Genomic DNA, 25,324 nt, shown 5'->3' on the forward strand with positions numbered 1-25,324 from the left:
AAATGTATAAGAGTAGGTATTGACGGAGCCTGACCGTTATCAGACAGGGGGATATAAGATTATTTTTATAATCCGTATCTACAGAGTGCATTTGCAAAAGCAAGTGAATTAGAGTGGTAACACGTAAGATTTAAGTCTTTCGTCTCTTAGTATAGAGATGAAAGACTTTTTTATTATACAGTATTGGAAGGGAGAATAAATAAATGGACAAATGTAAAAAATATACTAGAGGGTATTTTATGCCTCCTGTTGTAGATTTAAGCTGGGCAAAGAGAGAATATGTGGATAAAGCACCAATATGGTGTAGTGTAGATTTACGAGATGGAAATCAAGCGTTGATTATTCCGATGAGTTTAGATGAAAAAGTTGAATTCTTTAAATTCTTAGTGAGAGTAGGCTTTAAGGAAATTGAAATTGGTTTTCCAGCTGCATCAGAAACAGAATATGCGTTTACACGCAAATTAATTGAAGAGAATTTAATTCCTGATGATGTTACAATACAGGTGTTGACACAATCAAGGGAGCATATTATAAAAAAGACTTTTGAAGCATTGCGAGGTGCTAAGCAGGCTGTTGTGCATTTATATAACTCTACTTCAGTTGCACAACGTGAGCAGGTTTTTAGAAAGTCGAAGAAAGAAGTTATTGATATTGCATTATTTGGGGCAAATTTACTTAAAAAATATGCAAATGAGTATGAAGGAAACTTTAAATTTGAATATTCCCCTGAAAGTTTTACTGGAACAGAGATTGATTTTGCGTTAGAAATTTGTAATAAAGTGCTGGATGTGTGGCAACCAACACCAAATAATAAGGTGATTATCAATTTACCAGTGACGGTATCTATGTCAATGCCGCATGTTTATGCTAGTCAAATTGCGTATATGTCACAGAATTTAAAATATAGAGAAAATGTAATTGTATCTCTTCATCCACATAATGATCGCGGTTGCGCGGTTGCTGATTCTGAAATGGGGCTTCTTGCTGGAGCAGATCGTATTGAGGGTACTTTGTTTGGTAATGGTGAGAGAACGGGAAATGCGGATATTGTAACGATTGCATTAAATATGTTTTCTCACGGGATTGATCCAAATCTTGATTTTTCGGATATGCCAGCAATTGTTGAATTATATGAACGTATGACCAGAATGAAAGTGTATGCACGTCAGCCGTATTCAGGACAATTGGTATTTGCAGCCTTTTCTGGATCGCATCAGGATGCAATTGCTAAAGGTATGAAATGGCGTGAAGAGGAAGAACGGAGATATTGGTCAGTCCCATACTTACCAATTGATCCGAAAGATATTGGCAGACAATATGATGGGGATGTTATTCGGATTAATAGTCAATCTGGTAAAGGTGGAATTGGATATCTACTCGAGCAGAAATACGGCTTTGTATTGCCAGCGAAGATGCGCGAACATTTTGGTTATGCAGTAAAAAGTGTATCAGATCATCTACATAAGGAATTAATGCCAGAAGAAATCTGCGAAATTTTTAATAAAGAGTATGTAAACATAGAAAATCCAATAAATATTCTTGATTATCATTTTGTTAAAACAGATGGATTTGCGGTTATGGCTAGGATATCTGTGAATGGAAAAGAACAAGAAATTTCAGGGCACGGAAATGGGCGATTAGATGCGGTAAGTAATGCAATAAAAGAAAACTTGCATATTTCTTATAGTGATTTAACTTATACAGAACATGCATTGGACCAAGGGTCTACTTCAAGAGCCGTTGCTTACATTAGCCTAAAGGGTGAAAAGGGCAAAGTTGTATGGGGCGCAGGTATTGATCACGATATTATTACTGCTTCGGTAAAAGCATTATTGAGCGCGATTAACAAAGTAAAACTTGATTCGGGGATTTAGCTGATCCTTGGCTCCACATTATAGAAGATGGAAATCGTAACGGCGGTAACTAAAACCATTGATTTTTTATGAGTTGCTTGTTTCACTAAATGGGCGGGTAAAACAATGAAGAACCTCGAAGACAGATAGTCTTCGAGGTTCTTCATTGTTTTAAGCAATATTTTCTTTGGCTTTTTTTGTTACGAGGATTTTATCTACTCTTGCGCGATCCATATCAATAACTTCAAAAATAAAATTGTTCCATATAAATTTTTCGGCCGGAGATGGGATATAATCCAGATAAGAGGTTACAAAGCCACCCATAGTTTGGTAATGATCTTCATCTTCATCTGGCAATTCATCTAAATCAAAGTATTCTTTAAAGTCATCTATGGATAATAAACCATCAACTAACCAAGACCCATCTTCGCGTGCAATAATTTGGTTTTCTTCTTCATCTTGACCTAAAGAAATGTCGCCAACGATTTCAGAAACAATGTCCTGAATAGTAATAAATCCAATTACGCCACCAAACTCATCGAGAACGATAGCTTCATGAATACTTGCATCTTTTAACGTTTCGAGAACTTTAAAAGATTGCATGGATTTAGGAACAAAAATAGGGGTACGGATGCATTGTTCTAAATTAATTTTTTTACCATCTAGAATATCTAAAAGCAAATCTTTTGTATGAAGAACACCGACGAAATCGTCAAGACTGCCTCTGCCAACAGGAAAGGTAGTATCTTCATTTTCTTTGATAATCTTTAAATTTTCTTCTAAGGATTCTTCTAGATCGAGCCATATCATTTGTGTTCGTGGTGTCATTAAAGCATAAGCATTCTGATCGCCAAGACGAAAGACTTTATCAACCATGTCTTGTTCGGTTTTTTCAAACGTACCTTCTTCTGTACCTTGCTCAATTAAAGTTCGTACTTCATCCTCTGTTACAGTAATCTCTTTTTTTTCTTTCAAACCAAGAAAGGTCAAGATGAAATTACTGATAAATGATAGAATAGCAATAAACGGAGTAGAAACATTAAGGAAAATTTCTAACGGTTTTACCATAAATTTTACAACTGCTTCAGGCTTATTCTCTGCTATCTTTTTGGGAAATAATTCGCCAAAAATTAAAGTAAAGAACATAGTGCTGACAATTGCTGCTGTCCATGAGATGAAGGTAGAATATTCATTTAAGAATGGAATATTCTCGATATAGTATAAAAATGCAGGCATAAGCTCTGCTGTGGTTAAAATACCAATTAAGATACCAATTAAAGTAATACCCAATTGCAATGCTAATAGTAATTTATTCGGTTCATCAATTAAATCTAAAATACGTGTTGCTTTTTTATCGCCGTTATCAGCTTGTTTTTCTAATTTTGTTCGCCGCACCGAAAGTACAGCTTTTTCCGTCATGGCAAAGATTCCGTTGCCAATAATTAAAGATAAAATTATAAATAATCCAAGACTCACTGACGGGGTGTCCAATGAATCCATCACTCTCCTTCTATGCTTTTAGAAAATTTTTCAAAGATTATAAACTATTATATCATATTAATAAAGTTTTCTGAAATAGGCAAATTTGATTGAAAATAAGCAAAAAGTACTTATTATATTAAATATAGAAGGCTGAGCTTAATATACCGTAAGAGCAGTAGCTGATAATTCATCCATGCTTTACTTGGACCAGGTCCCAAGCTGTGGTTGGTAAGTACATTTTTCTGTTACATAAGAACAAGCATCGGATTGTGAGAAAATTTTACAATCAGGGCATGCGTAACGATATTCACAGTCTTTACATTTTGGCATTTTATCTTTATTAAGTGTCCAGCAATTTTGTAAAGGTTCAGCGTTCACGATGTCATGAATTGATTGGTTTTTAATATTGCCGACAATATATTCACGGGAAAAGATACAAGGTAAGGCATTCCCTTGACTTGTGATTGCAATTTTGCCGACTAAACAAGGGTTATAATGCTGCGCTAAGTAAAATTCAGTTTCATTTACATAAAATGGAGGTTGGATAGATGGTTTTTTATAATGAAGCGGTAAAAGATTTTCATTAGCCCCTCGTCCCGCTGGACGGATTACGTCAGGTGGTAAGGACTCAATCCCTAGACTGTTGCAAAATTTCATAATTGCTTCCGCTTGGTTTTCATTGTTACGCATAATGATAGATGCGATTCTCACAGGTATTCGGTGATTGAGTAACTTTTTGATTGCATTGACAGTTTTATTGAAACTTCCTCTGGATTGTGTGATTTCATCATGAAGTTGGGCGTTATCTGCATAAAGGGTAGTTGCAATATGAATGTTGTGTTCAGAGAAGAAACGAATATCATCATCATCAATTAATGTAGCATTTGTAAAAATCTCAATAAAATCAAAATTTTGTTGTTTGGCTTTCAAGACGATTGTCCTCCAATGAGAGTATAATAGAGGTTCACCGCCAATGAGCTGCAATCCTGTCGCACCATTTTCTTTTAGTTCTGTAATTAAACTTAACCAGCGTTGCAAAGGAATCTCATCACTTGTTGATTGTGGAGTGCTTGATGTATAACAATGTAAACATTGATTATTGCATTTGGTTGTAAGTTCTAGCCAAGCGAAATCAAGCCTTGCAGGAACAAAACCATTTTCTTCTTTATTTTCTTCTATTCGGGGGAAAAAATAATATCCACCAAGATTTTTTCTGGTGAGTTCATCAAAGAAAAGTTTTTCTTGCTCATTTTTCTCTAAACTTTCTGCTTCTAAAGTTAGAGTAGTTTCAATAGGAGTTTCTTTACATTTTGATAGAAGTTCAACAGCGCGGTTATTGATTGAATACACTTTATTTGTATGTAAATCGTAAATAGCACCACGTAATGCACCCTTAACTAAATGACAATGTGAATGCAAATAATAATACAAAAGATAACCTCCTTCGAAAAATAAAAGAATCAATGATCACTTTCTTCATCTATATGATTTGTTTTTAGTTTTATGTATCAAACTTTCTTCATTTTGAATGGATTAGAAAACTTTCTTGACAAGGATTATGATTTATTTTATTATGTATAAGGTCATTACAGTGAACTGCGGAAATAGCTCAGTGGTAGAGCATCGCCTTGCCAAGGCGAGGGTCGCGAGTTCGAATCTCGTTTTCCGCTCCATGAAGATTATGCCCAGCAGATTTTGCTGGGCTTATTTTGTATTTACTTGTGTTTGGCGGATAATTATGGTATGATGGGTTGTATGGCGTATTGGGTTCTGCTGATTCGGAATGCTGTGACTGCAATACACTCTTAAGCCAAAAATAAACAAATATTTATATGAAAAAAACGGAGGGCACAGTATAAATGAAACTTACTGCGGAAAGAATAGACAATCATAAAGTTGTTTTAGAAATGGAAGTACCACAAGAAGATGTAAAAAAAGCAATGGATCAAGCAATCGCTAAAATTGCAACTAGAATCAATGTACCAGGCTTCCGTAAAGGTAAAGCTCCACGTAAAGTAATTGAAAACCGTGTTGGTGAACAAGCTATTTTAGATGAAGCTTTTGATATTATTGCTCCAAAAGTATATAATGAAGCTTTAACTAAAGAAAATATTACTCCAGTTGGTCGTCCAGAAATTGAAGTTGTTACTTTAGCGGTTGATAAAGATTTAGTATTTAAAGCGACAGTTGTAGCAAGACCAGAAATTGAGCTTGGTGAATATAAAGGATTAAAAGTTGAAAAAACAGTTGAAGAAGTTAAAGAAGAAGATATACAAAAACAAATTGATGCTATGCTTGAACATAATGCAAAAATGGTTGTAGCTGAAGGCGCTGAATTAAAAGATGGCGATTTTGCTGTGATTGATTTTGAAGGTTTTGTTGATGGTGAAGCTTTTGAAGGTGGAAAAGGTGAAGGCTATCCACTTCAAATTGGTTCTGGTAGCTTTATTCCAGGATTTGAAGAACAACTTGTTGGTGCAAAAGCTGGCGATGAAAGAGATGTAAATGTTGTATTCCCTGCTGAATATCATGCTCCAAATCTTGCTGGTAAATCAGCGTTATTTAAAGTTAAAGTAAATGATGTTAAACGCAAAGAGCTTCCTGAGCTTAATGATGAATTTGTAAAAGGCGCAAGTGCTTTTGCTACAGTAGATGAATTAAAAGCAGATATTAAAGCGAACTTAGAGAAATCAGCAGCAGAAAAAGCTGAAAATTCAATGCGTGCGGAAGCAATTAAGCAAGCAACTGATAATTGTAAAGTTGACCTACCAGAACTTATGATTGAAAACCGTATTGATCATATGATTGAAGAACTAGATATCAATTTACAAAATCGTGGTATGGCTTTAGAACAATATTTAGCATTTACTAAAATGGATTTGGAACAAGTTCGCAACAATTATCGTGAAGCAGCAACAATCAATGTAAAAACTGATATGATGCTTGAAGCTATTGCGAAAAAAGAAGAAATCAAAGTAGAAGCTGTTGACTTACAAGCAGAAGTAGAAGGTATGGCAAAAGCTTATGGCGCTACACCTAAACAAGTCCAAAAAATTATTCAAGAACAAGGTCGTGTAAATGATCTTATTGGCACAGTTTTACGCAAAAAAGCTGCAAAATTAATTATTGACAGCATTGCACAATAAGACATTTGGTTAATTTGATAACCGAGGTGATTTTATGAATTATGTACCTATGGTAGTGGAACAATCTAATCGCGGTGAGCGTGCTTATGATATATATTCACGTTTATTAAAAGACCGTATCGTTTTTATTGGAGGTCCAATTGATGATAATGTAGCGAATGTAGTTATTGCACAATTGCTATTTTTGGAGTCTGAAGATCCAGATAAAGATATTCACTTATACATTAATAGTCCAGGCGGTGTTGTAACTGCAGGCCTAGCAATCTATGATACAATGCAGTACATAAAACCTGATGTATCAACGATCTGCTTGGGGCAGGCAGCTAGCATGGGGTCTTTACTATTAACTGCTGGAGCTAAAGGAAAACGATTTGCACTTCCTTATGCTCGCATTATGATTCATCAACCTTTGGGGGGAGCTCAAGGGCAATCGACTGATATTCAGATTCAAGCAAAAGAAATTCTTCGCCTTCGTGAGATTGGTAATGATATCTTGGTAAAACACACTGGGCAACCACGTGAAAGAATCCAATTGGATACGGAACGTGATTACTTTATGTCTAGTGAACAAGCCAAGGAATATGGATTGATTGATGAAGTGATTGTTCGCCTTAATCAAAAAGCCGATAGCACTAAATAGTGAGGTGATAGTATGTTAAAGTTTGGGGATGAAAAAGGTCAACTAAAATGTTCATTCTGTGGTAAAGTTCAAGAACAGGTGAAGAAATTAGTTGCAGGTCCAGGGGTATATATCTGTGATGAATGTATCGAACTTTGTAACGAAATTATTGAGGAAGAATTTAGCGAAGATGTTGAAGTCGAGCTAAAAGAAGTTCCCAAACCAAAAGCAATACGTGATATTTTGGATCAATATGTTATTGGTCAAGATGATGCGAAAAAAGCTTTAGCAGTTGCAGTATATAATCACTACAAGAGAATTAATTTTGGCAACAAACCAGGTGATGTAGAACTGCAAAAATCAAATATTGTAATGCTTGGACCTACTGGTAGTGGTAAAACATTACTAGCACAAACATTAGCAAAAATATTAAATGTTCCTTTTGCAATTGCTGATGCTACATCGTTAACAGAAGCGGGTTATGTAGGTGAAGATGTAGAAAACATTTTACTAAAATTAATTCAGGCTGCTGATTATGATGTAGAAAGAGCAGAAAAAGGGATTATCTATATTGATGAGATTGATAAGATTGCTCGCAAATCTGAAAATCCATCAATTACGCGCGATGTATCTGGTGAAGGCGTACAGCAGGCGTTATTAAAGATTCTTGAAGGGACAGTTGCTAGTGTTCCACCTCAAGGGGGACGCAAGCATCCGCATCAAGAATTTATCCAAATCAACACGACAAATATTTTATTTATTTGTGGTGGTGCTTTCGATGGAATCGAAAAAGTTATTGAAGCACGTATTGGTAAAAAAACAATGGGATTTGGTGCGGAAGTAAAAAGCAAGGAGAAGAAGAAAGTTGGCGAATTGCTGAAAAAAGTTCTTCCAGAAGACTTGCTTAAAATTGGCTTAATTCCAGAGTTTGTTGGAAGACTGCCGGTAGTGGTTACTTTGGATGCATTGGACGAAGATGCACTAGTAAATATTCTTTTAAAACCGAAAAACGCATTGGTAAAACAATATCAGCGTTTCTTAGAAATGGATAATGTGAAGTTAGAGTTTGAAGATGAAGCTTTAAAACTAATTGCTAAAGAAGCATTAAAGCGCAATACAGGTGCAAGAGGTTTGCGTTCTATTATTGAAGCTGCTATGTGCAATGTCATGTTTGAAGTTCCTTCACGCGATGATGTTGCAAAATGCACGGTAACCAAAGAGGTTATTTCAGAAAAAGCAGAGCCTGTTTTAACGCTAAACGATGCGAAATCAAAAGAAGAATCTGCATAAATAAAGGGAGAGCAAATGCTCTCCCTTTATTTATTTTCGGGGATAAAAATATTCCCTTTGCTCATACTAGAAATGTAGTTAAAAATTCAGATGAATCAAGTTTTGCTTTATGAGTGGATAAGTATGAGGGGGAATTTAGAAAAGTGGATTATGCAATTAATGTTATTACTGTTATACAATTCTTTTTTGCGATAGTGATTGGACTCTATTTTTTTAATCTGTTGAAGTCGCAACAAGGCAATAAAGTCGCTGTTGAAAAGGAATCTAAAAAAGAAATGGAAAAGTTAGCAAACATGCGAGAAATTTCGCTAACAGAACCACTTGCAGAGAAAACACGCCCGCAAAGTTTTGAAGAAGTTATTGGGCAAGAAGAAGGAATAAAAGCCTTAAGAGCAGCTTTATGCGGTGCAAATCCACAACATGTTATCATCTATGGTCCGCCGGGAATTGGTAAAACAGCAGCAGCTAGACTTATTTTGGAAGAGGCAAAAAAATGTCCAGTATCGCCGTTCGGCAAAAAGGCAAAGTTTATTGAAGTCGATGCAACTACAGCAAGATTTGATGAAAGAGGAATTGCAGATCCTTTGATTGGTACGGTGCATGATCCAATTTATCAAGGCGCTGGGGCATTAGGCGTTGCCGGTATTCCACAGCCAAAGCCAGGGGCGGTTACTAAAGCGCATGGTGGAATTTTATTTATAGATGAAATTGGAGAGTTACATCCTTTGCAAATGAACAAGCTACTTAAAGTATTAGAAGATCGTAAAGTTTTTCTTGAAAGTTCCTATTATAACCGAGAAGATGAAAATATACCAAGTCATATTCATGATATTTTTACGAATGGATTACCAGCAGATTTTCGTCTTATTGCGGCAACAACTAGGCAAGCACAAGAAATACCAAGCGCAATTAGATCACGATGTGTCGAAGTATTTTTTAGACAAATATTGCCGGAAGAAATTTCTGTTATAGCACAAAATGCTTTTCGTAAAATACATTTTGAAGTTGAGTCAGAAGCGATAGAAATTATAAAAAAATATGCGATGAATGGACGCGATGCAGTAAATATTGCTCAGATTGCAGCGGGAATTGCAGTGAATGAACGTGGTAGCCTAGTGAAAACTGAAGATGTAGAATGGGTAATTAATTTTGGGCAGTATAGCCCTAGACCTGACAAGAAGATTCCTGTTATTCCGCAAATTGGTGTAGCAAATGGATTAGCGGTCTATGGCACAAATTTGGGGACAATGATGGAGATAGAAGTTTGTGCGATGCCAAATAAAACGCATACAGGACGATTAACTCTTACTGGTGTAGTAGACGAAGAGGAAATCACGACAACGGGGCATAAAATGCGTCGTAAAAGTATGGCAAAGGGATCAGTAGAAAATGTTTTGACTGTACTTACGAATCAATATCATATTGATTTTGCGGATTATGATGTTCATGTAAATTTTCCTGGTGGAACACCTGTAGATGGGCCATCTGCAGGGCTTACCATTGCAATTTCAATCTATTCTGCAATTTATAATCAGCCAATTGATAATAAAGTGGCAATGACAGGAGAAATATCTATCCGTGGTTTTGTAAAACCAGTGGGAGGAGTTAATGCAAAAGTTGCAGCAGCAAAACAAGCCGGGGCGCAAAGAGTTCTAATTCCAAAAGAAAATTGGCAAGTTTTATATGGAAAGATGGATATCGAAGTTATTCCAATTGAACATATTAGTGAAGCTATTCCATATGCAATTTTGGATAAAAATGAAATTACTATAAAAGAAATTCATATGGATAAACCAGATATACTTGCTGCTTCCGGCGTAACAACGCAGAATTAATTTGTTTTTTCCATAAAAATTTTCTTAAGATAGAGTTAATCGGCGGATAAAGTTAGCTAAAAGTGTTTAATTATACAAAATAAGCACTTTTAGCTATTTTTTTTCTAAAAATAGGTGTTAATAGAGGATTTTCAATGGGCGAGTAAGAATATAAGAATATTTGTGACACTTAACGCTGAAACTAATTAAAGTAGTTATAAATAGGAGGTTTTTTATTATGACAACTCGTAAGTTACCGTTATTACCACTGCGTGGAATAATGGTCTTTCCATATATGATTATCCATTTAGACGTTGGACGTGAAAAATCTATTGCTGCGCTAGAAGAGGCAATGGTACAAGATCGTATTATTATGTTAGCAGCACAAAAAGATGCTTCTACTGATAATCCAACACCGGAAGATATTTTTAAGATAGGAACAGTTGCAGAGGTTAAACAGCTGCTAAAATTACCAGGCGGTACGATTCGTGTTCTAGTAGAAGGACTTTACCGTGCAGAAATTACTGAATACGTTACAGATAGTTCTCATTATGAAGTCGAAGTAAAAGAATTCAATGAAGACAGTGAACCCAACTTAGAACTTGAAGCATTAAGCAGAGCGGTCATTCATCAATTTGAGCAATGGGTAAAATTGAGCAAAAAAATTCCACCTGAGACTTTAGTATCTGTTGTTGTAGTAGAAGATTTAGGCAGATTAAGTGATTTGATTGCTAGCCATTTAACTTTAAAAATTGAAGATAAGCAAGAACTATTGAATGCAATTGAAGTGAAAGACAGATTAGAAAAACTGTGCGAAATTCTGAGCAGAGAGATGGAAATTCTTGAATTGGAGAAGAAAATTAGCGGTCGTGTGCGTAAACAGATGGAAAAAACGCAAAAAGAATATTATTTGCGCGAGCAATTAAAAGCAATTCAAAAAGAGCTTGGCGATAAAGATGATAAAGCGGTGGAGATTGCTGAATACCGTAAAAAACTCGAAGATGGAAATTATCCAGAAGAGATTATTGAAAGAGTTAATAAAGAGATTGCTCGTTTAGAGAAAATGTCCTCTAGCTCAGCAGAAACAGGCGTCATTCGAACTTATATTGATTGGCTATTAGCTTTGCCATGGAATGAAGTTACCGAAGATCGACTAGATATTAATGTCGCCGAAGAAGTGTTAAATCAAGACCATTATGGACTTGAAGAAGTAAAAGAACGCATTTTAGAATATTTAGCAATTCGCAAATTAGCGGATAATATGAAAGGTCCAATTCTATGTCTAGTCGGTCCTCCAGGGGTAGGAAAAACATCTTTGGCACGTTCCATTGCACGTGCAATGCAGCGTAAATTTGTTAGGGCTTCCTTAGGTGGTGTACGTGATGAAGCAGAAATTCGTGGACATCGTCGTACTTATGTCGGTGCAATGCCAGGACGAATTATTCAAGGCATGAAAACGTCAGGCTCTAAAAATCCTGTATTCTTGCTTGATGAAATTGATAAGATGAATGCAGATTTTCGTGGTGATCCATCTGCTGCACTGCTAGAAGTTCTTGACCCAGAGCAAAACAATACCTTTAGTGACCATTATGTAGAAGCACCATTTGATTTATCTAAAGTTCTTTGGATTGTAACGGCTAATGGCATTCATAATATTCCAAGACCACTTCGTGATCGTATGGAAATTATCACCTTAGCAGGTTATACGGAAGAAGAAAAAATTCAAATTGCGAAGCGTTATTTAGTGGATAAACAAAGAAAAGAACATGGATTGAGTGAAAAACAATTACAATTGTCTGATGCAACGTTGAAAAAGCTCATTAGTGATTATACGCGAGAAGCTGGGGTACGTAATTTAGAGCGGACAATTGCAAAAGTCTGTCGTAAAGTTGCACGTCAGATTGTGCAAGAAGATAAAAAGTCTGTCAAAGTGACTGTGCAAAATCTTCATGTATTTTTAGGTGCAGCGAAATATCAACATCGTAAGGCAGAAGAAAACCATCAAGTTGGCGTAAGCACTGGACTTGCCTGGACTGAGGTTGGCGGGGACGTATTGCCTACGGAAGTTACGATTATGAAGGGCAAAGGAAATTTAATCTTAACTGGTCAGCTTGGTGATGTAATGAAAGAATCGGCGCAAGCAGGTATTTCCTATATTAGAAGCAGAGCAGAAGAGTTTAATATTCCAGCAGATTTTCATGAAAAGCAAGATATCCATATTCATTTGCCAGAGGGTGCTATTCCAAAAGATGGACCATCTGCTGGGATTACAATGGCAACAGCAGTTATTTCTGCGTTAACTGGACGAAAAGTACGTAGCGATGTTGCAATGACTGGTGAGATTACGTTAAGAGGTCGTGTTTTACCGATCGGCGGATTAAAAGAAAAGGTATTGGCGGCACATCGTATGGGAATTAAGACAATTATTCTTCCAAGAGAGAATAAAAGAGATATGGATGAAATCCCAGCAAATGTGCGTAAACAATTAGAATTTGTATTAGCAGAAAATATGGACGAAGTTTTAAAATGTGCGTTGGTGAGTGAATAATGAAAGAGGAAATAATTATTACACAAGGAAAGTATATTGCATCAGCAGTGCGTGCTGATCAATACCCAGAAGGCGATTTACCAGAGGTTGTCTTTATTGGCCGCTCTAATGTAGGTAAGTCATCCTTAATTAATTCGCTTAGCAGAGTTGGTGGACTTGCTAGAGTTAGTGGCACACCAGGGAAAACACAAACGATTAATTTTTATGAATTAAGTGCGAAAATCCCTACCATAGAAGAACGGAGATCCTTTTTTCTTGTTGATTTACCTGGCTATGGGTATGCAAAAACAGGACAGGCAAATCGAAAAGTATGGGCGAAATTCATTGAAGAATACTTATTAAAATCGCCGCGGCTACAATTTGTTTGCCAATTGATAGATATTCGCCATGATCCAATGAAAAGTGATATTGAAATGTTTAACTGGTTAGTGGAAAATAATTTGCCTGTACTAATCATTGCAACAAAGGCGGATAAGTTAAGTAAAAATGCTGTACAAAAGCAGGTAAAACAAATAAAAAAGGTATTGGGTGTTCCAGAGCTTGATGTATTACCTTACTCTTCTGTAAAAAGTGAAGGGCGTTCAGATTTGCTTGACGTGATTAGTACCGTTTTGGTAGAATAGAATAGGTTGATGATAAAAGACAGTAATTACTGTCTTTTATTTATATAAATATATCTATGAAATGGAAAGATAATAGAGGAGCGGGGAAATTTGTTAACATCGTTTGATAAAGATTTACTGAATTTACTGCAAACAAATTTGCCGTTAAGTTCACATCCATTTGCTGATTTAGCGGAGATTTTAGGAACGGATGAAATGACTGTGATTCATCGATTGCAAGAATTGCAAGCAGATGGATATGTGCGGAGAATAGGTCCATTTTTTGACTCCGCAAAACTGGGATATGCAGGAACGTTAGTAGCGGCTAAAGTAACAAAAGAAAGTATGGATGATGTTGCTCTTGCCATTAATACATATCCAGGTGTGACACACAATTATGAGCGTGAAGGTGAGTTTAACTTATGGTTTACTTTATTGACACCTAATAAAGTAACGCAAACGAAAATTTTAGATGAGATTCGTCAAATTTCTGGAGTTGAAAAGATTATAAGTATGGCTGCTAATCGTAAATATAAGGTTAGCGTTCAGTTTACGTTGAAGTAGGTGAAAGTTTAATGAATGAACTAGATAAAAGAATTATTCGGGCATCACAAGAAGAATTTCCTTTAGTAGCTCAGCCGTATAAAGAAATTGCAGAACGTATCGGAATTACTGAAGAACTTTTGCTAGCAAAGTTAAAAGAATATAAACGGTCGGGAAGAATCCGTAAAGTTGGTGCGGTATTAAGACATCGAGAAGTAGGTTTTGCTGCAAATTCTCTGTGTGTATGGATTGTTCCACAAGAGCGGATTGAAGAAGTTGGAGCTTTGATGGCGATGAATCCGTCTGTATCCCACTGCTATGATAGAGATACAGTGCCAGAATGGCCATATAATATGTATACCATGATTCATGCCCATACACGAAAAGAGTGTGCTGAAATTGCCGATGGAATTGCGGAACAAACGAATTTATCAGATTATATGATGCTGTATTCTGTAAAAGAGTGGAAAAAAACAAGTATGCGCTATTTTTGTGAGTAGTATAAGTTTTATTTGACATATAGGAATTCATTTGCTATACTAACAAAGCTATATATTATGGATGTTAGCCAATGAACTTTATTTAAATATTTAATTGAAATAAATAAAAAAAGTTATTGACAAGAACATTGCAAGTCGCTATAATATATATTGTGGTTGACGGGGCATGGCTCAGTTTGGTAGAGCACCTGGCTTGGGACCAGGGGGTCGCAGGTTCGAATCCTGCTGCTCCGACCATCAATCGCGCCTGTAGCTCAGTTGGATAGAGCAACGGCCTTCTAAGCCGTGTGTCGCACGTTCGAATCGTGCCAGGCGCACCAGTGAATATACCGCTTCCGAGGTTCGGAAGCGTTTTTTATTTTATAAAAGTGTGCAACCGGTGTGCAACGATGTTAAAAAATTAAGGCTGTCCTCATAAATTTGAGGGCAGCCTTTTTCTAGTTTAAAAAAGCATTTGCAATTTTATCAGCAATAATTTGTTTGTTTTCAGGAATTGCATGTCCATAAATATCAAGTGTAGTAGATACTCTAGCATGTCCTAAAGAACGAGATACATCAATAATGGGAACACCAGCGGCCAATAATGTAGTTGCGTAGGTGTGTCTAATTACGTGGAAGTTTCTTCGAGTAAATTGTTGCCAGCCTTTTTGTTTACGACAATCATTTAATATATCATCAAGTTTTTGTTTAATACTCATTGGCTTAGCTTCAAATTTATTCAGATTGAATTCTACATCTATTTGTACACGCTTCCAAAAACGTCTTAAAAAATTTTGTGGCAATAAAGGCGTATGTTTTGAAGTTACAAAAACTAAATCAGGGTAGGGGGCATCCGGATTTTTTAATTTACTTTTTGACCATAATTTCTTATGCTCTTTTAATGCCGAAATTGTTTGAATGGGTACTGTTATTTTGCGTTTACTATTTTTTGTCTTTGGTGGTTCAAAAATAATACCTGCTTTATTACTAACTTGTAAATTCTGATTAACACTAATCTGATTATTTTTCATGTCGATATCTTGCCAGCGTAATCCAAGTAACTCTCCGAGTCTCATTCCGGATGTAAAAGCTAATACTAGAAATGGATAATGCTTTGATGATTTCGCTTGATCTAAAATTAATTCTACTTCTTTAGGTGTAAATATCTCTATTTCTTTACGAATTACTTTAGGGGTATCAACTAATTCTGCCGGATTACTTTGAAGGTACTTATTGATTTGTGCACGATGAAAAGCGGAATTGAGAAGTTGGTGTACTTTCTTAGTTGTTTCACCAGAAAATCCTTCTTCCTGCATTGAATTATAAAGCGTTTGTAAATGGGTAGGCATTACTTTTTGAATAGGAATATGCCATAACATTTCTGTATGAGAAATAAGTGATTCATAGCGTTCATAAGTTCTTTGTCTTACCTTTGGTTTAGCATATGTCTCTACAAATGTTACTAGCCATTGATATAAAGTTAATGCGGATGGCTCTACGTGTTGGTTGCGTCCTATTAATAAACGTTGTTCGTTTAACCAATCTTTTACGATAGATTCATCTTTTGATGATTTAGTCATTCGTTTACCAGCTGGTGTAACAAGCATAGCTCTATACGATTGTTTTTTCTCATCGAAATATATCGTTCCCTCGCCATTAGCTCTTTTTGCCATTTTTTTACCTCCTAAAATTGAATTTTGGAGGTCAATCGTGTTATAATTTAATTGGTTGACAGCCGATTGACCTCATGGTTGATTGGAATACCGCTTAACATTGCAGTGCTAAGCGGTATTTTTTATTGCCTTAATAATAAAATGTGTGTTATACTCTCAAAAGGTGCTACTGAACGTAGGCGGTTAGTTCTCATTCGTATCCCGTGTTTTGCGGAGGAATGGGGGTGATGCCATGAATGATGTAAATTTAACGTTGTTACTTTTCATCATCCTGGTTTTTGCCATAAAAAAAGATTAACCGCCCAGCTACCAACTCGTGCGGTTAATCTTTTTTAACTAAACAATTGGGGAGCTAACCGTTTATCGGTAGCACCTTTTATATGTTTATCATAACACAAATAAATTATACTATCAACCGCATATTATTTTGTTTTATTGCCGTCCTTAGAGGACGGTTTTTTTAATAAACTGGTTTTTCAAATAGTTTAAGTCGTAGATTTATAATTTCTGGTGTGACCATAAAATATTCTGCTAGTTCTCTTGGTGTATCTATACAATCGTGAAATGCATCTAATAAATTATTGTCGGATATAAGATAGTTGGCTGCCCATCTGAGTGCTTTATATTCGGCTTTAGAAATAGAGAGGCGGGCTGAATAATGGTAAAACTGATGGGGGAGACAATTACCTACGCTTGTAAAATGATGTCCTAATTCTTCGGCCATAATAGAACGTTTTTCTGCGATGGATTCTATTGCGGTGCTAAGTCCGATAAGTGGTGGACGTCCTTCTTGGCAAATATATATTCCCATTAATGGTGGTTTCAAATAAAATTCTTCAACGATAATTCCTTCGTTATAAGCTAATTGCAGCATTTTTTCCACTATAGAGCCACCTCAATTATATTTAATGCCGTGTTTTTCAAATATAAACTTCTTAAAATCCTCAATTGATTTGCGGGCTTCTTCTGGAAGTTCATCCATTAGATTATCACTACGATGTGCAGCTATAGTCTCATTTGATGAAATAGCATCTACAACTTTTTCAACTTCCTTCTGTTTGTCGGTAGGGAGTTTTTTTATTTTATCAGTAAGAGTTTCTTCTGAAGATGTTTCTAAATCAACTCCTAATAGCTTAAGAGGTGATATGTTTAATGCATTTGCTAAAAGCGCAATTTTATCTCTTTTCATATTATCTATATCGCCTGATTCCCAGCGTGAAATAGTTGCTTCACTTACGCCAACTTTTTTTGAAACGTCTAGCATAGTTAACCCTAACTCTAAACGTCTTTCTTTTAAATAAGATTTATCCATAAAAGCACCTCATAAAATAATTTATGTATGTATTTTACATCTAAACTTGCGTATTTGCAATAGCATTACCTAAAAATAAATAAAAAACTTACGTAAACGTATTGACAGCCTTTTTTGTATGTGATACGATTTACTTGCGTAAACGTAAGAGAAAAGGTTTAAAATTTGAGGTGGTGGTATTATTGTTTAATAAAAATAAATTTAAAGCTAGTGTAATTGAAGTTGGATTAACAATATGCGATATTGCTAAGTTCTTAAGTATTAATCCAGCAACTCTTTATCGAAAAATGAATGGTACTAGCGATTTCACATTAAATGAAATCCAAATGATAAAAAGTAAGTTGAGTTTAGATATGGAAAAAGTAAAAGAAATTTTTTTTGCTTAACAACTTACGTTTACGCAAGTGGATTTAAGAAAGTGAGGTGAGAGAGGATGGAAATTACTATTTTATGTATTAGCATAGCTTCGCTAATAGCTAATATTGGGGTTATAGGTATTTTAGTAGTTGTTTTTTGTTCTGGTGCAATGATTGATAAAAACAATGAAAAAGAAATTGCCGAACTCAAGCGACAACTTGAAGAACGGCAAAATAGATAAAACATTAATTATTGAAGAAATCATTAGCTTTTTCTATCAAATTCTTTAAAAAATTAAAAATATTTTTCAAATCTTCTTTACTGTCAGGGCTACTTGCATACTGTAACAATTTAGAAATAAATGTTGCAATATTGCAGCATGAACTGATGTTACTTAAATTGATTTTTGATAATTCTTTGCTAGAGCTCTCGGCTGTGACATTAACAGTTAGTTTTTTAAAAGCTTCTTCAATATTATCTTTTTTAAGATTTTCTTTAGAGGCAGATTCCCAATCAATATGTTTAACCGCCTTATTCCAGCAAGCCCATGCTTGAGCAATATTAGAAATTTTAATAGCGGATTGTAAAGCTGGAGTATCAAAGTGTTTATAGCTTTTGTAAGCATTTTGGAATTGGTGAGCAATTATTTCATATTGCTGATAGCTACCAAAAATACTTTCGATAAGCATGTTTTGCTTTTGAGCTACTTCTAAGGCTTGTATATGAGCAGGAGTACATATTTGGTTTAATTGTTTTTGAATATTAATCAATTGTTTTAAGGAATCTTGATTATTCACAGTAATCACCTCCTCTCAGTTACCAATATTCGACAGGAGGTAATAAATTCCTTGTACTGTAACGAACACTTGGCAGTCGGTTGGTTAAAGTGCATTAATTGTAATTGATAGCTAATGTACCGGTAGCAACGGAATGAGTCGAAAGGATAAATTATTATGTCAGAAATATTTGAATCAATTGCTGATTTTTCTAAACGTGTGAATTTACCAGAGAGGTTAATACGTTCATTAGTAAAGCAAGGACAATTGCCACATATGAAACTCGGTAAATGTCATGCAAAAGTACATATTGAAGCTGGTTTAGAATTTTTAAAACTATATTCACAACAAAATGCCAATGAAATTGCAACAAGTATGCCAGTACCTATTAATATTTCAAACATTCCTATGCCAAAAAGTAAAAAGCATAAGGGGAGATTACCAGATAAAGTTCGTCTGGGACTTATTGAGAAAGCGAGGTGAAAACAATGATTACTGTTGATGTTCCGAATTTAACAAAAGTAAGTTTATTAGCTATTTCAAGAGCTTATCAAGAATTAAAAATTGCGGTAATCGTCAATGATGGCATAGTTGCAGGAATTGAGCTTGAAGATGAATCGGAATATTTAAATTGAGGTGAAAACAATGGGTACATTTCTCACAGTTATGGAAATGTGTAACGCTGATTTTCGTACCGTTTACGGTTGTAAAGCAGCGGAAGAATACACGGTATTATTTATTGCGGAATGCTATGAAGAAGTTTTTGGGAAGGAGGAATCAAATGTTTAGAAAAGTGTTAACGCCACGTGGCGAGGACGTATTTTATGCAGTAATTTGTTCAGTAGTAATTGCAGCGATAGTGTTATTTATTTAGTGAGAGGGGGTGAGGAGTTGAAACTTCAAAAAACAACGTTATCAAGAATTATCTCTGAGCAACGTCAAGTCAAGAAAACTTCTTACAAGGAGCTGTCTGATAAATCTGGAGTAAACATACATACGATAAGAGGTTACGGTGTTGGTAGTATTGATAATGTTCTTGGGAAAGTGGCTAAGGTTTTAAAAGCTATGGGTTACAGATTATGTATAGCAAAGGAAGTGAGACGGTGAAAAATACGTTAGGTGATTTAAATAATCATTTATTTGCACAAATTGAACGCTTAGGTGATGAAGAATTAAAAGGTGATCAATTGGCAGAGGAAATCAAAAGAAGTCAAGCTATTACCGGGATTGCAGAGCAAATTATCTCAAATGGAGCTTTAGTATTAAAAGCGAAGTGCGCATATGATGATAATTTATCAGCAGATAAGTCTGATAGACCAAAAATGTTAGAGGGCTGAGTATGTGGCTAAATTATTGACGGTAGAGCAACATAAGTTTCTTCAAAAAAATGTTACAGAATTAGGTAACCAAGATTTAACTAATCTAATTAATGAAAAATTTAATTCGGCATTTACAGTAAATCAAATTAAATCGTATAAGAAAAATCATGGTGTAAAAAGCAATTTAACAGGAAGATTTGAAAAAGGACATATTCCAGTGAATAAAGGTAAGAAATTCCCGGGCATGGTGAATAGAACGACTTTCAAGAAAGGTAGATGTCCACAAAATTATCAACCTATTGGCTCAGAAAGCATGACGAAAGATTGGTACATAAAAGTAAAAATAGCTGACCCAAACAAATGGGAATTTAAGCATGTGTTAATTTGGGAGCAAGCTAACGGAAAAAAACCTAAAGGGACAGCGATAATTTTCACTGATGGTAATAAACGCAACTTTGATTTGAATAACTTAACGCTAATAAGCCGAAAAGAACTTTTAACAATGAACCAAAAAGGGTTGATTAACAGTAATGCTGATATAACAAAGACCGGAATAGCGTTAGCTAAATTACACGTCAAAATAAATGAATGTAAAAAAAAAAGACCGCACTGGCGGCAACCAGCACGGTCTAAACGATTAAATAAAAAATTTACGAGTTGAGTGTAACACATTGAGAGGAGTTTTGCAAATGAAAAATTGCGAACGATTATACAATTTATTTTGTGAGTTTCCGAAAATCTCTAATCCGGAAGCAATGGAAAAATTAAAATGGACTTCACGCCAAGTTATAAAATATAAATATTTACTTAAAAACGCGGATTTATTGGTGTAGATGGTGATGAAATAGTAATTTTACGGGAATATTCCGGTACTGACTTAGAATCAATTAATTTTAAGCAAGAAGCGTACAAGCAGTTATATGACATATGTATTGAGCGTGCTGAAAGTAAGGATATTTCAACCCCGCAATTAATTCAATTAATCCAGGAAATCAGATTGGTATTAAATCAAATTGTATAAGGAGTGTTGTTAGGTATGGAATTAACCAATGAAAATTATTATTCGCCTCAGGCTAATTTAGAGTATATGTCAGTATCACAATATAAAAGTTTTTTAGATTGTGAAGCTGTAACGATGGCAGAATTACGTGGAGAATATACCCGGGGAGACAGTACTGCATTAATTGCTGGTAATTACGTTCATGCATGGAATGAGGGAACGCTTGATACATACAAGGAACAAAATGCAACACATATTTATCAGAAAAATGGTAAGCCACGTGCAGATTTTGTTAAAGCAGATAATATGATTGCAACTTTAGAAGCAGATTCACTTTGTATGGATTTTTTACAAGGTGAGAAAGAAGTATTGCTTATCGAAGAATTCGCAGGTGTGCTATGGAAAGGGAAAATTGATGTACTTAACTATGATTATGGGCGTTTTGTAGATTTAAAAACAACCAGAAGTATTACTGAATTGCAATGGTCAGAAAAATTGGGTCAGAAAGTATCTTTTATTGAAATGTATAACTATATGACGCAAGTAGCCGTTTATGCGGAATTAGAACGTCGTAAAAATGATAGCGAACACTGGTTAACGCCTTATGTGGTAGCAGTAAGCAAAGAAGATACACCAGACCACGCAATCATATCCTTGGCAGATGAAAGACGCATTCAATTAGAACTTACAAGGATTGAGGAAAATATGCCACACATTATCGCAGTTAAGACAGGTAAAAAAGAACCTCATAGATGTGAGAAATGTGAGTATTGTCGCCAGACTAAGAAAGTTAGTAAGCCAATATTTTATACCGATTTGGGAGGATGGATGTATGGACAATCAGCAAAGTAAAGAAAATTTTCACCAGTTATTGTTTAGCGTAAACAGTCCAACTCGTAAATATGAATTAGAAAATTTATATGATTTTCTTGAAAGAACAGATTTTTTCAAAGCTCCGGCAAGCTCAAATTATCATGGGAACTATGAAGGTGGCTTGGTGGAACACAGTTTAAACGTTTATCGAAACTTAAAAATGTTACACAGGTTATATGAAAGTGAAATCCCTTACATTTCTAAAGATTCGATGATTGTTGCTGCATTACTGCATGACGTGTGTAAAATCAATTTTTATAAATCTGGTACGAAAAATATCAAAAATGAAGAAACTGGGCAATGGGAAAAACAATCGTGTTATTTCATTGAAGATCAAGTTCCACTAGGACATGGCGAAAAATCCGTTATTATTTTGCAACAATACATCACACTGACTAGTGATGAAATTTACGCAATTCGTTGGCATATGGGTGGTTTCGATGATACAGCTAAATCGTGGGCAGGTGGACTGGCATTATCGAGTGCAATGGGAAAGTGCCCATTGTTGGCATTATTACATATGGCTGATTTAGCGACAAATTACATTAGTAAGGTGTGAGTAAATATGAACATTTTTGAAAAATTACAGACCATGCGCGTGGCGCTGCAAGCACAGAATCTTAAAAAGAGCGGTAAAAACACGTATTCAAAATACGATTATTACAACTTATCTGATTTTTTACCGCAAGTGAATCAATTAATGGTTGATAACAAGGTGACTTCGGTAATTACCTTCGATAAAGAATTTGCCAAGCTAACTTTAATTGATTGTGAAAAACCAGATGCACGTATTGAGTTTACCTCGCCAATGGCATCGGCGCAACTCAAAGGAGTTCACGAAATACAAAACCTTGGAGCAGTTGAAACATATCAGCGCAGATATTTATATATGGTAGCGTTTGAAATCGTTGAAGCTGATGTATTGGATGCAGTGCAGGGAAAAGAACCAGTACAACAACAATCTGCCAATACAAATCCAAACTGGTGTAGTCCAGTAGGCAGTAATTTATTCGTAGTTGATTGTAAGAATCAACCTAAAGCCGAATTAGAACGACTTTGGAAATTCGTTGGTTGGGATGTTATGCAATTAGATGGATATATCCAAAGTTGGGCAGCGAATAAAAACATTCAGCAAATGAACGACACTACATATACCGCATTACTTAAAGAACAAATGTCTTACTTAAAAAATGAGAGAGGAATGAGTATTGACGATTCAATACCATTTTAAGGAGGAAAAATTATGTCATTAAAAGGTCATGTTTACGGAAGATTAACTAAGGATCCAGAAATCAAACAATCTCAAAACGGTACAAATTATACGCATTTTTCTATTGCTGTAGATAATGGTAAAAATGCAGATGGCAGTGATAAAACAGTTTTTATTAGTATCAAAGCATTCAACAAGCAAGGTGAATTAATTGCGCAATCGTGTAGAAAAGGTCACAGAATTGTTGTTGAGTTAAATAATATTGAGGCTAGTGCGTGGATCAATCAACAATCAGGGCAAGCACAGGCAAGTTTGAATGCCACTCTTGCAACCTTTGATTTTGTAGAAACTAAAGCCGAAACAGGGCAACAACAGCAACAACCACCTGCCCAATACGGACAAGCCCAAGGGTATGGTCAGCCACCACAGCAACAACAATATCCTCCGCAACAACCACAGTATGGACAAGCACCACCACAACAACAGCAGTACAGTCAGCAACCACCTGCCCAACCTCCACAATATGGTCAAGCTCCACCAGCTCAACCACAACAAAATTATAATCAGACTCCATGGTAAAAAAATTATAGGGACGAGCAATCGTCCCTATCTTAAACAGTTGGTGATGAAATGATACAGCTTAGAGATTATCAAGAGCGTGTACTTGATGATATTACATATGAGTTTAATCAAGGTAAAAATAAAATCTGTGCAACAATGCCATGTGGTGCAGGAAAAACTATTTTATCAGGATGGATGGCTAGAGGCACCGCGTTAAAAAATCGCAGAGTAATCTTTATGGTTCATCGGCAAGAATTAATTGAGCAAACGTCAGAAACTTTTACAGCAATGAATATCAATCATGGCATTATTGCAACCGGTGCACCAAAAGATTATGACAAGTTAGTGCAAGTCGCAAGTGTTCAAACGCTTGTAAAACGCTTAAAAGATATTCATCCACCAGACTTTATTATTTGTGATGAATGCCATCATGTAGTAGCTAATACTTATCGGAAAATTATTGATAATTATCCAAACTTAAAAGTATTAGGGGTAACAGCAACGCCAGAGCGATTAGGTGGACATGGTTTAGGTGATGTGTTTGAAAGCCTGGTTATTGGTCCAACCGTAAAAGAATTAATTAGTTGGGGTAACTTATCAGATTATCAATACTATGCACCGCCAGCTAAATTTAACGCCGATGAAGTAAGAGTTAAGTTTGGTGAATTTGTTAAATCGGATTTAGAAGTCCAATTAGATAATAACGCAGTTGTCGGCGATATTATTATGAACTATAAAAAATTAGCTGACGGCATGAGAGCGATTTGTTACTGCGTAAATCGTAAACATTCCGAGCACATAGCAAAGTCATTTAATGACGCAGGAATACCAGCAATTCATGTTGATGGTGAAACTCATAAAAGTGTTCGCACGCAAGCAATTAAAGATTTTCGCGACAATAAAATAAAAATTTTATGTAATGCAGAGTTATTTGGTGAAGGTTTTGACGTACCAGCGATGGAGGCAGTAATTTTGGCCAGACCTACGCAATCACTTACATTATTTATTCAACAGGCAATGAGGGCAATGCGTCCGGATCCAAATAATAAAAATAAAAAAGCGGTCATTATTGACCACGTTGGAAATTGTTTTCGTCACGGTATGCCTGATGAAGATAGGGAATGGACATTAGAGCCTAAGAAGAAAAAACATACTGGTGAACGCACATTAAGTGTAAAAACATGTCCACAATGTTTTTCAGCGCATTACAGTAATACTCGTCAATGTCCATGTTGTGGATTTGTTTATCCAATAGCAGTACGTGAGGAAATGCCAGAGCAAAAAAAAGGCGAGTTAATAAAAATTGAAGAAATTGAAAGAAAAATAAAACGTCAAGAAGTCGGTAAGGCAAGATCAATTAAAGAACTTGAAATGATAGCCATAAAACGAGGATATTCCATGCGTTGGGTATCACGTATGGCGAAAATAAAAGGCATTAGGAGGTTAGGGTAATGTTAGAACACGACATACAAAATAAAATTCGCGTCCATGTATCGCAAAATAAATTAGCTACATTATTTCGTGCAAATGTAGGAAATGCATGGACTGGAAATAATGTTGAGCATAAAAATTATGGCAGCGTATTAATTCATGATGCACGACCATTTACAACAGGCTTACCACAAGGCTTTCCCGATTTATTCGGTCTAAAATCAATTGAAGTAACGCCGGATATGGTTGGTAAAAAAATAGCTGCATTTGTATTTATAGAAGTTAAACAGCCAAAGAAAAAGCCTACCAAAACACAAACACATATGCATGAATTTTTAACTGCACAGGGGGCAATTGGTGGGGTAGCTCATTCAGCCGAAGAAGCAGAAAAGTTACTTAATTATGAATAAAATACTCATACAAAAGATAAAAGAGA

At 35.5% G+C, this 25,324-nt stretch carries 30 protein-coding genes, 3 tRNA genes and 1 other annotated feature (1 of these 34 cut by a window edge); of the genes, 27 read left to right on the forward strand and 6 right to left on the reverse strand.

From position 1 onward, the window contains the following. Positions 1–150: a binding site (T-box leader), on the forward strand (it extends 110 nt beyond the left edge of the window). A gap of 53 nt (positions 151–203) precedes the next feature. Further along, on the forward strand, positions 204–1,874 hold the full coding sequence (locus ACWZFG_RS07395) for a 2-isopropylmalate synthase (RefSeq protein ID WP_177504878.1): 1,671 nt from the start codon (positions 204–206) through the stop codon (positions 1,872–1,874). Between the two features lie 150 nt (positions 1,875–2,024). Here the strand turns inward: ACWZFG_RS07395 and ACWZFG_RS07400 are convergent, their stop codons facing one another. Both ACWZFG_RS07400 and ACWZFG_RS07405 read right to left on the reverse strand, forming a co-directional pair. Beyond that, positions 2,025–3,353 (reverse strand): hemolysin family protein, encoded by a 1,329-nt coding sequence (locus ACWZFG_RS07400; protein WP_177504879.1) that lies wholly within the window; start codon positions 3,351–3,353, stop codon positions 2,025–2,027. 180 nt (positions 3,354–3,533) lie between these two features. After that, positions 3,534–4,766 (reverse strand): radical SAM protein, encoded by a 1,233-nt coding sequence (locus ACWZFG_RS07405; RefSeq protein ID WP_177504880.1) that lies wholly within the window; start codon positions 4,764–4,766, stop codon positions 3,534–3,536. 167 nt (positions 4,767–4,933) lie between these two features. Between ACWZFG_RS07405 and ACWZFG_RS07410 the strand changes: the two genes are divergently transcribed. From ACWZFG_RS07410 to ACWZFG_RS07460, 11 genes are all read left to right on the forward strand, one after another. Continuing rightward, positions 4,934–5,008: transfer RNA gene (locus ACWZFG_RS07410), tRNA-Gly, on the forward strand. Between the two features lie 186 nt (positions 5,009–5,194). Further along, entirely contained in the window at positions 5,195–6,481 is a 1,287-nt protein-coding gene (tig, locus tag ACWZFG_RS07415; RefSeq protein ID WP_177504881.1) for a trigger factor, read from the forward strand. A gap of 34 nt (positions 6,482–6,515) precedes the next feature. Continuing rightward, a complete protein-coding gene (clpP, locus tag ACWZFG_RS07420; RefSeq protein WP_147669785.1) occupies positions 6,516–7,121 on the forward strand; it encodes an ATP-dependent Clp endopeptidase proteolytic subunit ClpP in 606 nt (201 codons plus the stop codon). A 12-nt stretch (positions 7,122–7,133) separates the two neighbouring features. Further along, positions 7,134–8,390: an ATP-dependent Clp protease ATP-binding subunit ClpX gene (clpX, locus tag ACWZFG_RS07425; RefSeq protein ID WP_177504882.1), complete on the forward strand. Its 1,257-nt coding sequence runs from the start codon at positions 7,134–7,136 to the stop codon at positions 8,388–8,390. Between the two features lie 113 nt (positions 8,391–8,503). Next, positions 8,504–10,225, forward strand: a complete 1,722-nt coding sequence (gene lonB / locus ACWZFG_RS07430) for an ATP-dependent protease LonB (RefSeq protein WP_455577302.1) — start codon at positions 8,504–8,506, stop codon at positions 10,223–10,225. A gap of 217 nt (positions 10,226–10,442) precedes the next feature. After that, complete coding sequence (lon, locus tag ACWZFG_RS07435) at positions 10,443–12,752, forward strand: endopeptidase La (RefSeq protein WP_177504884.1); 2,310 nt, start codon at positions 10,443–10,445, stop codon at positions 12,750–12,752. Next, entirely contained in the window at positions 12,752–13,375 is a 624-nt protein-coding gene (yihA, locus tag ACWZFG_RS07440; protein WP_177504885.1) for a ribosome biogenesis GTP-binding protein YihA/YsxC, read from the forward strand. The genes lon and yihA overlap by 1 nt, the downstream gene beginning before the upstream one ends. A 90-nt stretch (positions 13,376–13,465) precedes the next feature. After that, positions 13,466–13,918, forward strand: a complete 453-nt coding sequence (ahbA, locus tag ACWZFG_RS07445) for a siroheme decarboxylase subunit alpha (RefSeq protein ID WP_147669790.1) — start codon at positions 13,466–13,468, stop codon at positions 13,916–13,918. Positions 13,919–13,929: 11 nt separating this feature from the next. Continuing rightward, the gene (ahbB, locus tag ACWZFG_RS07450) at positions 13,930–14,397 is read left to right on the forward strand and encodes a siroheme decarboxylase subunit beta (RefSeq protein ID WP_177504886.1); all 468 of its coding nucleotides are present in this window, start codon (positions 13,930–13,932) and stop codon (positions 14,395–14,397) included. A gap of 160 nt (positions 14,398–14,557) precedes the next feature. Next, positions 14,558–14,634 (forward strand) — tRNA-Pro (locus ACWZFG_RS07455). Positions 14,635–14,640: 6 nt separating this feature from the next. Beyond that, positions 14,641–14,717, forward strand: a tRNA-Arg gene (locus ACWZFG_RS07460). Between the two features lie 117 nt (positions 14,718–14,834). Here the strand turns inward: ACWZFG_RS07460 and ACWZFG_RS07465 are convergent. The 3 genes from ACWZFG_RS07465 to ACWZFG_RS07475 all read right to left on the reverse strand — a co-directional run bounded on the left by ACWZFG_RS07465 (position 14,835) and on the right by ACWZFG_RS07475 (position 17,361). After that, positions 14,835–16,049 carry a tyrosine-type recombinase/integrase gene (locus ACWZFG_RS07465; RefSeq protein WP_455577303.1) on the reverse strand — a complete coding sequence of 405 codons (1,215 nt, stop codon included), beginning with the start codon at positions 16,047–16,049 and terminating at the stop codon, positions 14,835–14,837. Positions 16,050–16,509: 460 nt separating this feature from the next. Continuing rightward, entirely contained in the window at positions 16,510–16,923 is a 414-nt protein-coding gene (locus tag ACWZFG_RS07470; RefSeq protein ID WP_455577356.1) for an ImmA/IrrE family metallo-endopeptidase, read from the reverse strand. A 21-nt stretch (positions 16,924–16,944) separates the two neighbouring features. Beyond that, positions 16,945–17,361, reverse strand: coding sequence for a helix-turn-helix domain-containing protein (locus ACWZFG_RS07475; protein ID WP_455577304.1), 417 nt, complete (start codon positions 17,359–17,361; stop codon positions 16,945–16,947). Positions 17,362–17,543: 182 nt separating this feature from the next. Here ACWZFG_RS07475 and ACWZFG_RS07480 point away from each other — a divergent pair, with 182 nt between their 5' ends. Both ACWZFG_RS07480 and ACWZFG_RS07485 read left to right on the forward strand, forming a co-directional pair. Continuing rightward, positions 17,544–17,747, forward strand: a complete 204-nt coding sequence (locus ACWZFG_RS07480) for a hypothetical protein (RefSeq protein WP_455577305.1) — start codon at positions 17,544–17,546, stop codon at positions 17,745–17,747. A 47-nt stretch (positions 17,748–17,794) separates the two neighbouring features. Then, positions 17,795–17,959 (forward strand): hypothetical protein, encoded by a 165-nt coding sequence (locus tag ACWZFG_RS07485; protein WP_455577306.1) that lies wholly within the window; start codon positions 17,795–17,797, stop codon positions 17,957–17,959. A gap of 4 nt (positions 17,960–17,963) precedes the next feature. On the opposite strand, the gene ACWZFG_RS07490 is transcribed toward ACWZFG_RS07485, so the two are convergent. Further along, positions 17,964–18,515, reverse strand: coding sequence for a hypothetical protein (locus ACWZFG_RS07490; protein WP_455577307.1), 552 nt, complete (start codon positions 18,513–18,515; stop codon positions 17,964–17,966). A 156-nt stretch (positions 18,516–18,671) separates the two neighbouring features. On the opposite strand from ACWZFG_RS07490, the gene ACWZFG_RS07495 reads away from it, so the two are divergent. The 13 genes from ACWZFG_RS07495 (at position 18,672) to ACWZFG_RS07555 (ending at position 25,298) form a co-directional block, all read left to right on the forward strand. After that, positions 18,672–18,977, forward strand: coding sequence for a hypothetical protein (locus ACWZFG_RS07495; RefSeq protein ID WP_455577308.1), 306 nt, complete (start codon positions 18,672–18,674; stop codon positions 18,975–18,977). Beyond that, positions 18,974–19,129, forward strand: coding sequence for a hypothetical protein (locus tag ACWZFG_RS07500; RefSeq protein ID WP_455577309.1), 156 nt, complete (start codon positions 18,974–18,976; stop codon positions 19,127–19,129). The genes ACWZFG_RS07495 and ACWZFG_RS07500 overlap by 4 nt, the downstream gene beginning before the upstream one ends. 10 nt (positions 19,130–19,139) lie before the next feature. Next, the gene (locus tag ACWZFG_RS07505) at positions 19,140–19,283 is read left to right on the forward strand and encodes a hypothetical protein (RefSeq protein WP_455577310.1); all 144 of its coding nucleotides are present in this window, start codon (positions 19,140–19,142) and stop codon (positions 19,281–19,283) included. Positions 19,284–19,385: 102 nt separating this feature from the next. After that, on the forward strand, positions 19,386–19,601 hold the full coding sequence (locus tag ACWZFG_RS07510; RefSeq protein WP_455577311.1) for a hypothetical protein: 216 nt from the start codon (positions 19,386–19,388) through the stop codon (positions 19,599–19,601). Then, positions 19,598–19,831, forward strand: a complete 234-nt coding sequence (locus ACWZFG_RS07515) for a hypothetical protein (RefSeq protein ID WP_455577312.1) — start codon at positions 19,598–19,600, stop codon at positions 19,829–19,831. The genes ACWZFG_RS07510 and ACWZFG_RS07515 overlap by 4 nt, the downstream gene beginning before the upstream one ends. A gap of 4 nt (positions 19,832–19,835) precedes the next feature. Then, positions 19,836–20,474 carry an HNH endonuclease signature motif containing protein gene (locus tag ACWZFG_RS07520; RefSeq protein WP_455577313.1) on the forward strand — a complete coding sequence of 213 codons (639 nt, stop codon included), beginning with the start codon at positions 19,836–19,838 and terminating at the stop codon, positions 20,472–20,474. A gap of 28 nt (positions 20,475–20,502) precedes the next feature. Then, positions 20,503–20,646 carry a hypothetical protein gene (locus ACWZFG_RS07525; RefSeq protein WP_455577314.1) on the forward strand — a complete coding sequence of 48 codons (144 nt, stop codon included), beginning with the start codon at positions 20,503–20,505 and terminating at the stop codon, positions 20,644–20,646. A 203-nt stretch (positions 20,647–20,849) separates the two neighbouring features. Continuing rightward, entirely contained in the window at positions 20,850–21,665 is an 816-nt protein-coding gene (locus ACWZFG_RS07530; RefSeq protein ID WP_455577315.1) for a PD-(D/E)XK nuclease-like domain-containing protein, read from the forward strand. Further along, positions 21,646–22,245: an HD domain-containing protein gene (locus tag ACWZFG_RS07535; RefSeq protein ID WP_455577316.1), complete on the forward strand. Its 600-nt coding sequence runs from the start codon at positions 21,646–21,648 to the stop codon at positions 22,243–22,245. Before ACWZFG_RS07530 ends, ACWZFG_RS07535 begins: the two co-directional genes overlap by 20 nt. 6 nt (positions 22,246–22,251) lie before the next feature. Beyond that, positions 22,252–22,917, forward strand: coding sequence for an ERF family protein (locus ACWZFG_RS07540; protein WP_455577317.1), 666 nt, complete (start codon positions 22,252–22,254; stop codon positions 22,915–22,917). A 12-nt stretch (positions 22,918–22,929) separates the two neighbouring features. Then, positions 22,930–23,475, forward strand: a complete 546-nt coding sequence (locus tag ACWZFG_RS07545; RefSeq protein ID WP_455577318.1) for a single-stranded DNA-binding protein — start codon at positions 22,930–22,932, stop codon at positions 23,473–23,475. 51 nt (positions 23,476–23,526) lie between these two features. Further along, the gene (locus ACWZFG_RS07550; protein WP_455577319.1) at positions 23,527–24,909 is read left to right on the forward strand and encodes a DEAD/DEAH box helicase; all 1,383 of its coding nucleotides are present in this window, start codon (positions 23,527–23,529) and stop codon (positions 24,907–24,909) included. Further along, the gene (locus tag ACWZFG_RS07555; protein ID WP_455577320.1) at positions 24,909–25,298 is read left to right on the forward strand and encodes a VRR-NUC domain-containing protein; all 390 of its coding nucleotides are present in this window, start codon (positions 24,909–24,911) and stop codon (positions 25,296–25,298) included. Before ACWZFG_RS07550 ends, ACWZFG_RS07555 begins: the two co-directional genes overlap by 1 nt. Positions 25,299–25,324 lie beyond the last annotated feature (26 nt).

The organism is Anaerosinus sp., assembly GCF_965318445.1.

Coding starts and splice junctions, on each gene's coding strand:
- ACWZFG_RS07470 (WP_455577356.1), bottom strand. CDS start 16,923: ATGCTGCAATTAGCTTATAACGAAGGAATTATCGTTGAAGAATTTTAT.
- ACWZFG_RS07505 (WP_455577310.1), top strand. CDS start 19,140: ATGGGTACATTTCTCACAGTTATGGAAATGTGTAACGCTGATTTTCGT.
- ahbB (WP_177504886.1), top strand. CDS start 13,930: ATGAATGAACTAGATAAAAGAATTATTCGGGCATCACAAGAAGAATTT.
- ACWZFG_RS07530 (WP_455577315.1), top strand. CDS start 20,850: ATGGAATTAACCAATGAAAATTATTATTCGCCTCAGGCTAATTTAGAG.
- ACWZFG_RS07395 (WP_177504878.1), top strand. CDS start 204: ATGGACAAATGTAAAAAATATACTAGAGGGTATTTTATGCCTCCTGTT.
- ACWZFG_RS07540 (WP_455577317.1), top strand. CDS start 22,252: ATGAACATTTTTGAAAAATTACAGACCATGCGCGTGGCGCTGCAAGCA.
- tig (WP_177504881.1), top strand. CDS start 5,195: ATGAAACTTACTGCGGAAAGAATAGACAATCATAAAGTTGTTTTAGAA.
- ACWZFG_RS07400 (WP_177504879.1), bottom strand. CDS start 3,353: ATGGATTCATTGGACACCCCGTCAGTGAGTCTTGGATTATTTATAATT.
- ACWZFG_RS07555 (WP_455577320.1), top strand. CDS start 24,909: ATGTTAGAACACGACATACAAAATAAAATTCGCGTCCATGTATCGCAA.
- ACWZFG_RS07475 (WP_455577304.1), bottom strand. CDS start 17,361: ATGGATAAATCTTATTTAAAAGAAAGACGTTTAGAGTTAGGGTTAACT.
- ACWZFG_RS07495 (WP_455577308.1), top strand. CDS start 18,672: ATGTCAGAAATATTTGAATCAATTGCTGATTTTTCTAAACGTGTGAAT.
- ACWZFG_RS07465 (WP_455577303.1), bottom strand. CDS start 16,049: ATGGCAAAAAGAGCTAATGGCGAGGGAACGATATATTTCGATGAGAAA.
- clpX (WP_177504882.1), top strand. CDS start 7,134: ATGTTAAAGTTTGGGGATGAAAAAGGTCAACTAAAATGTTCATTCTGT.
- clpP (WP_147669785.1), top strand. CDS start 6,516: ATGAATTATGTACCTATGGTAGTGGAACAATCTAATCGCGGTGAGCGT.
- yihA (WP_177504885.1), top strand. CDS start 12,752: ATGAAAGAGGAAATAATTATTACACAAGGAAAGTATATTGCATCAGCA.
- ACWZFG_RS07550 (WP_455577319.1), top strand. CDS start 23,527: ATGATACAGCTTAGAGATTATCAAGAGCGTGTACTTGATGATATTACA.
- ACWZFG_RS07535 (WP_455577316.1), top strand. CDS start 21,646: ATGGACAATCAGCAAAGTAAAGAAAATTTTCACCAGTTATTGTTTAGC.
- lon (WP_177504884.1), top strand. CDS start 10,443: ATGACAACTCGTAAGTTACCGTTATTACCACTGCGTGGAATAATGGTC.
- ACWZFG_RS07485 (WP_455577306.1), top strand. CDS start 17,795: ATGGAAATTACTATTTTATGTATTAGCATAGCTTCGCTAATAGCTAAT.
- ACWZFG_RS07525 (WP_455577314.1), top strand. CDS start 20,503: ATGAAAAATTGCGAACGATTATACAATTTATTTTGTGAGTTTCCGAAA.
- ACWZFG_RS07545 (WP_455577318.1), top strand. CDS start 22,930: ATGTCATTAAAAGGTCATGTTTACGGAAGATTAACTAAGGATCCAGAA.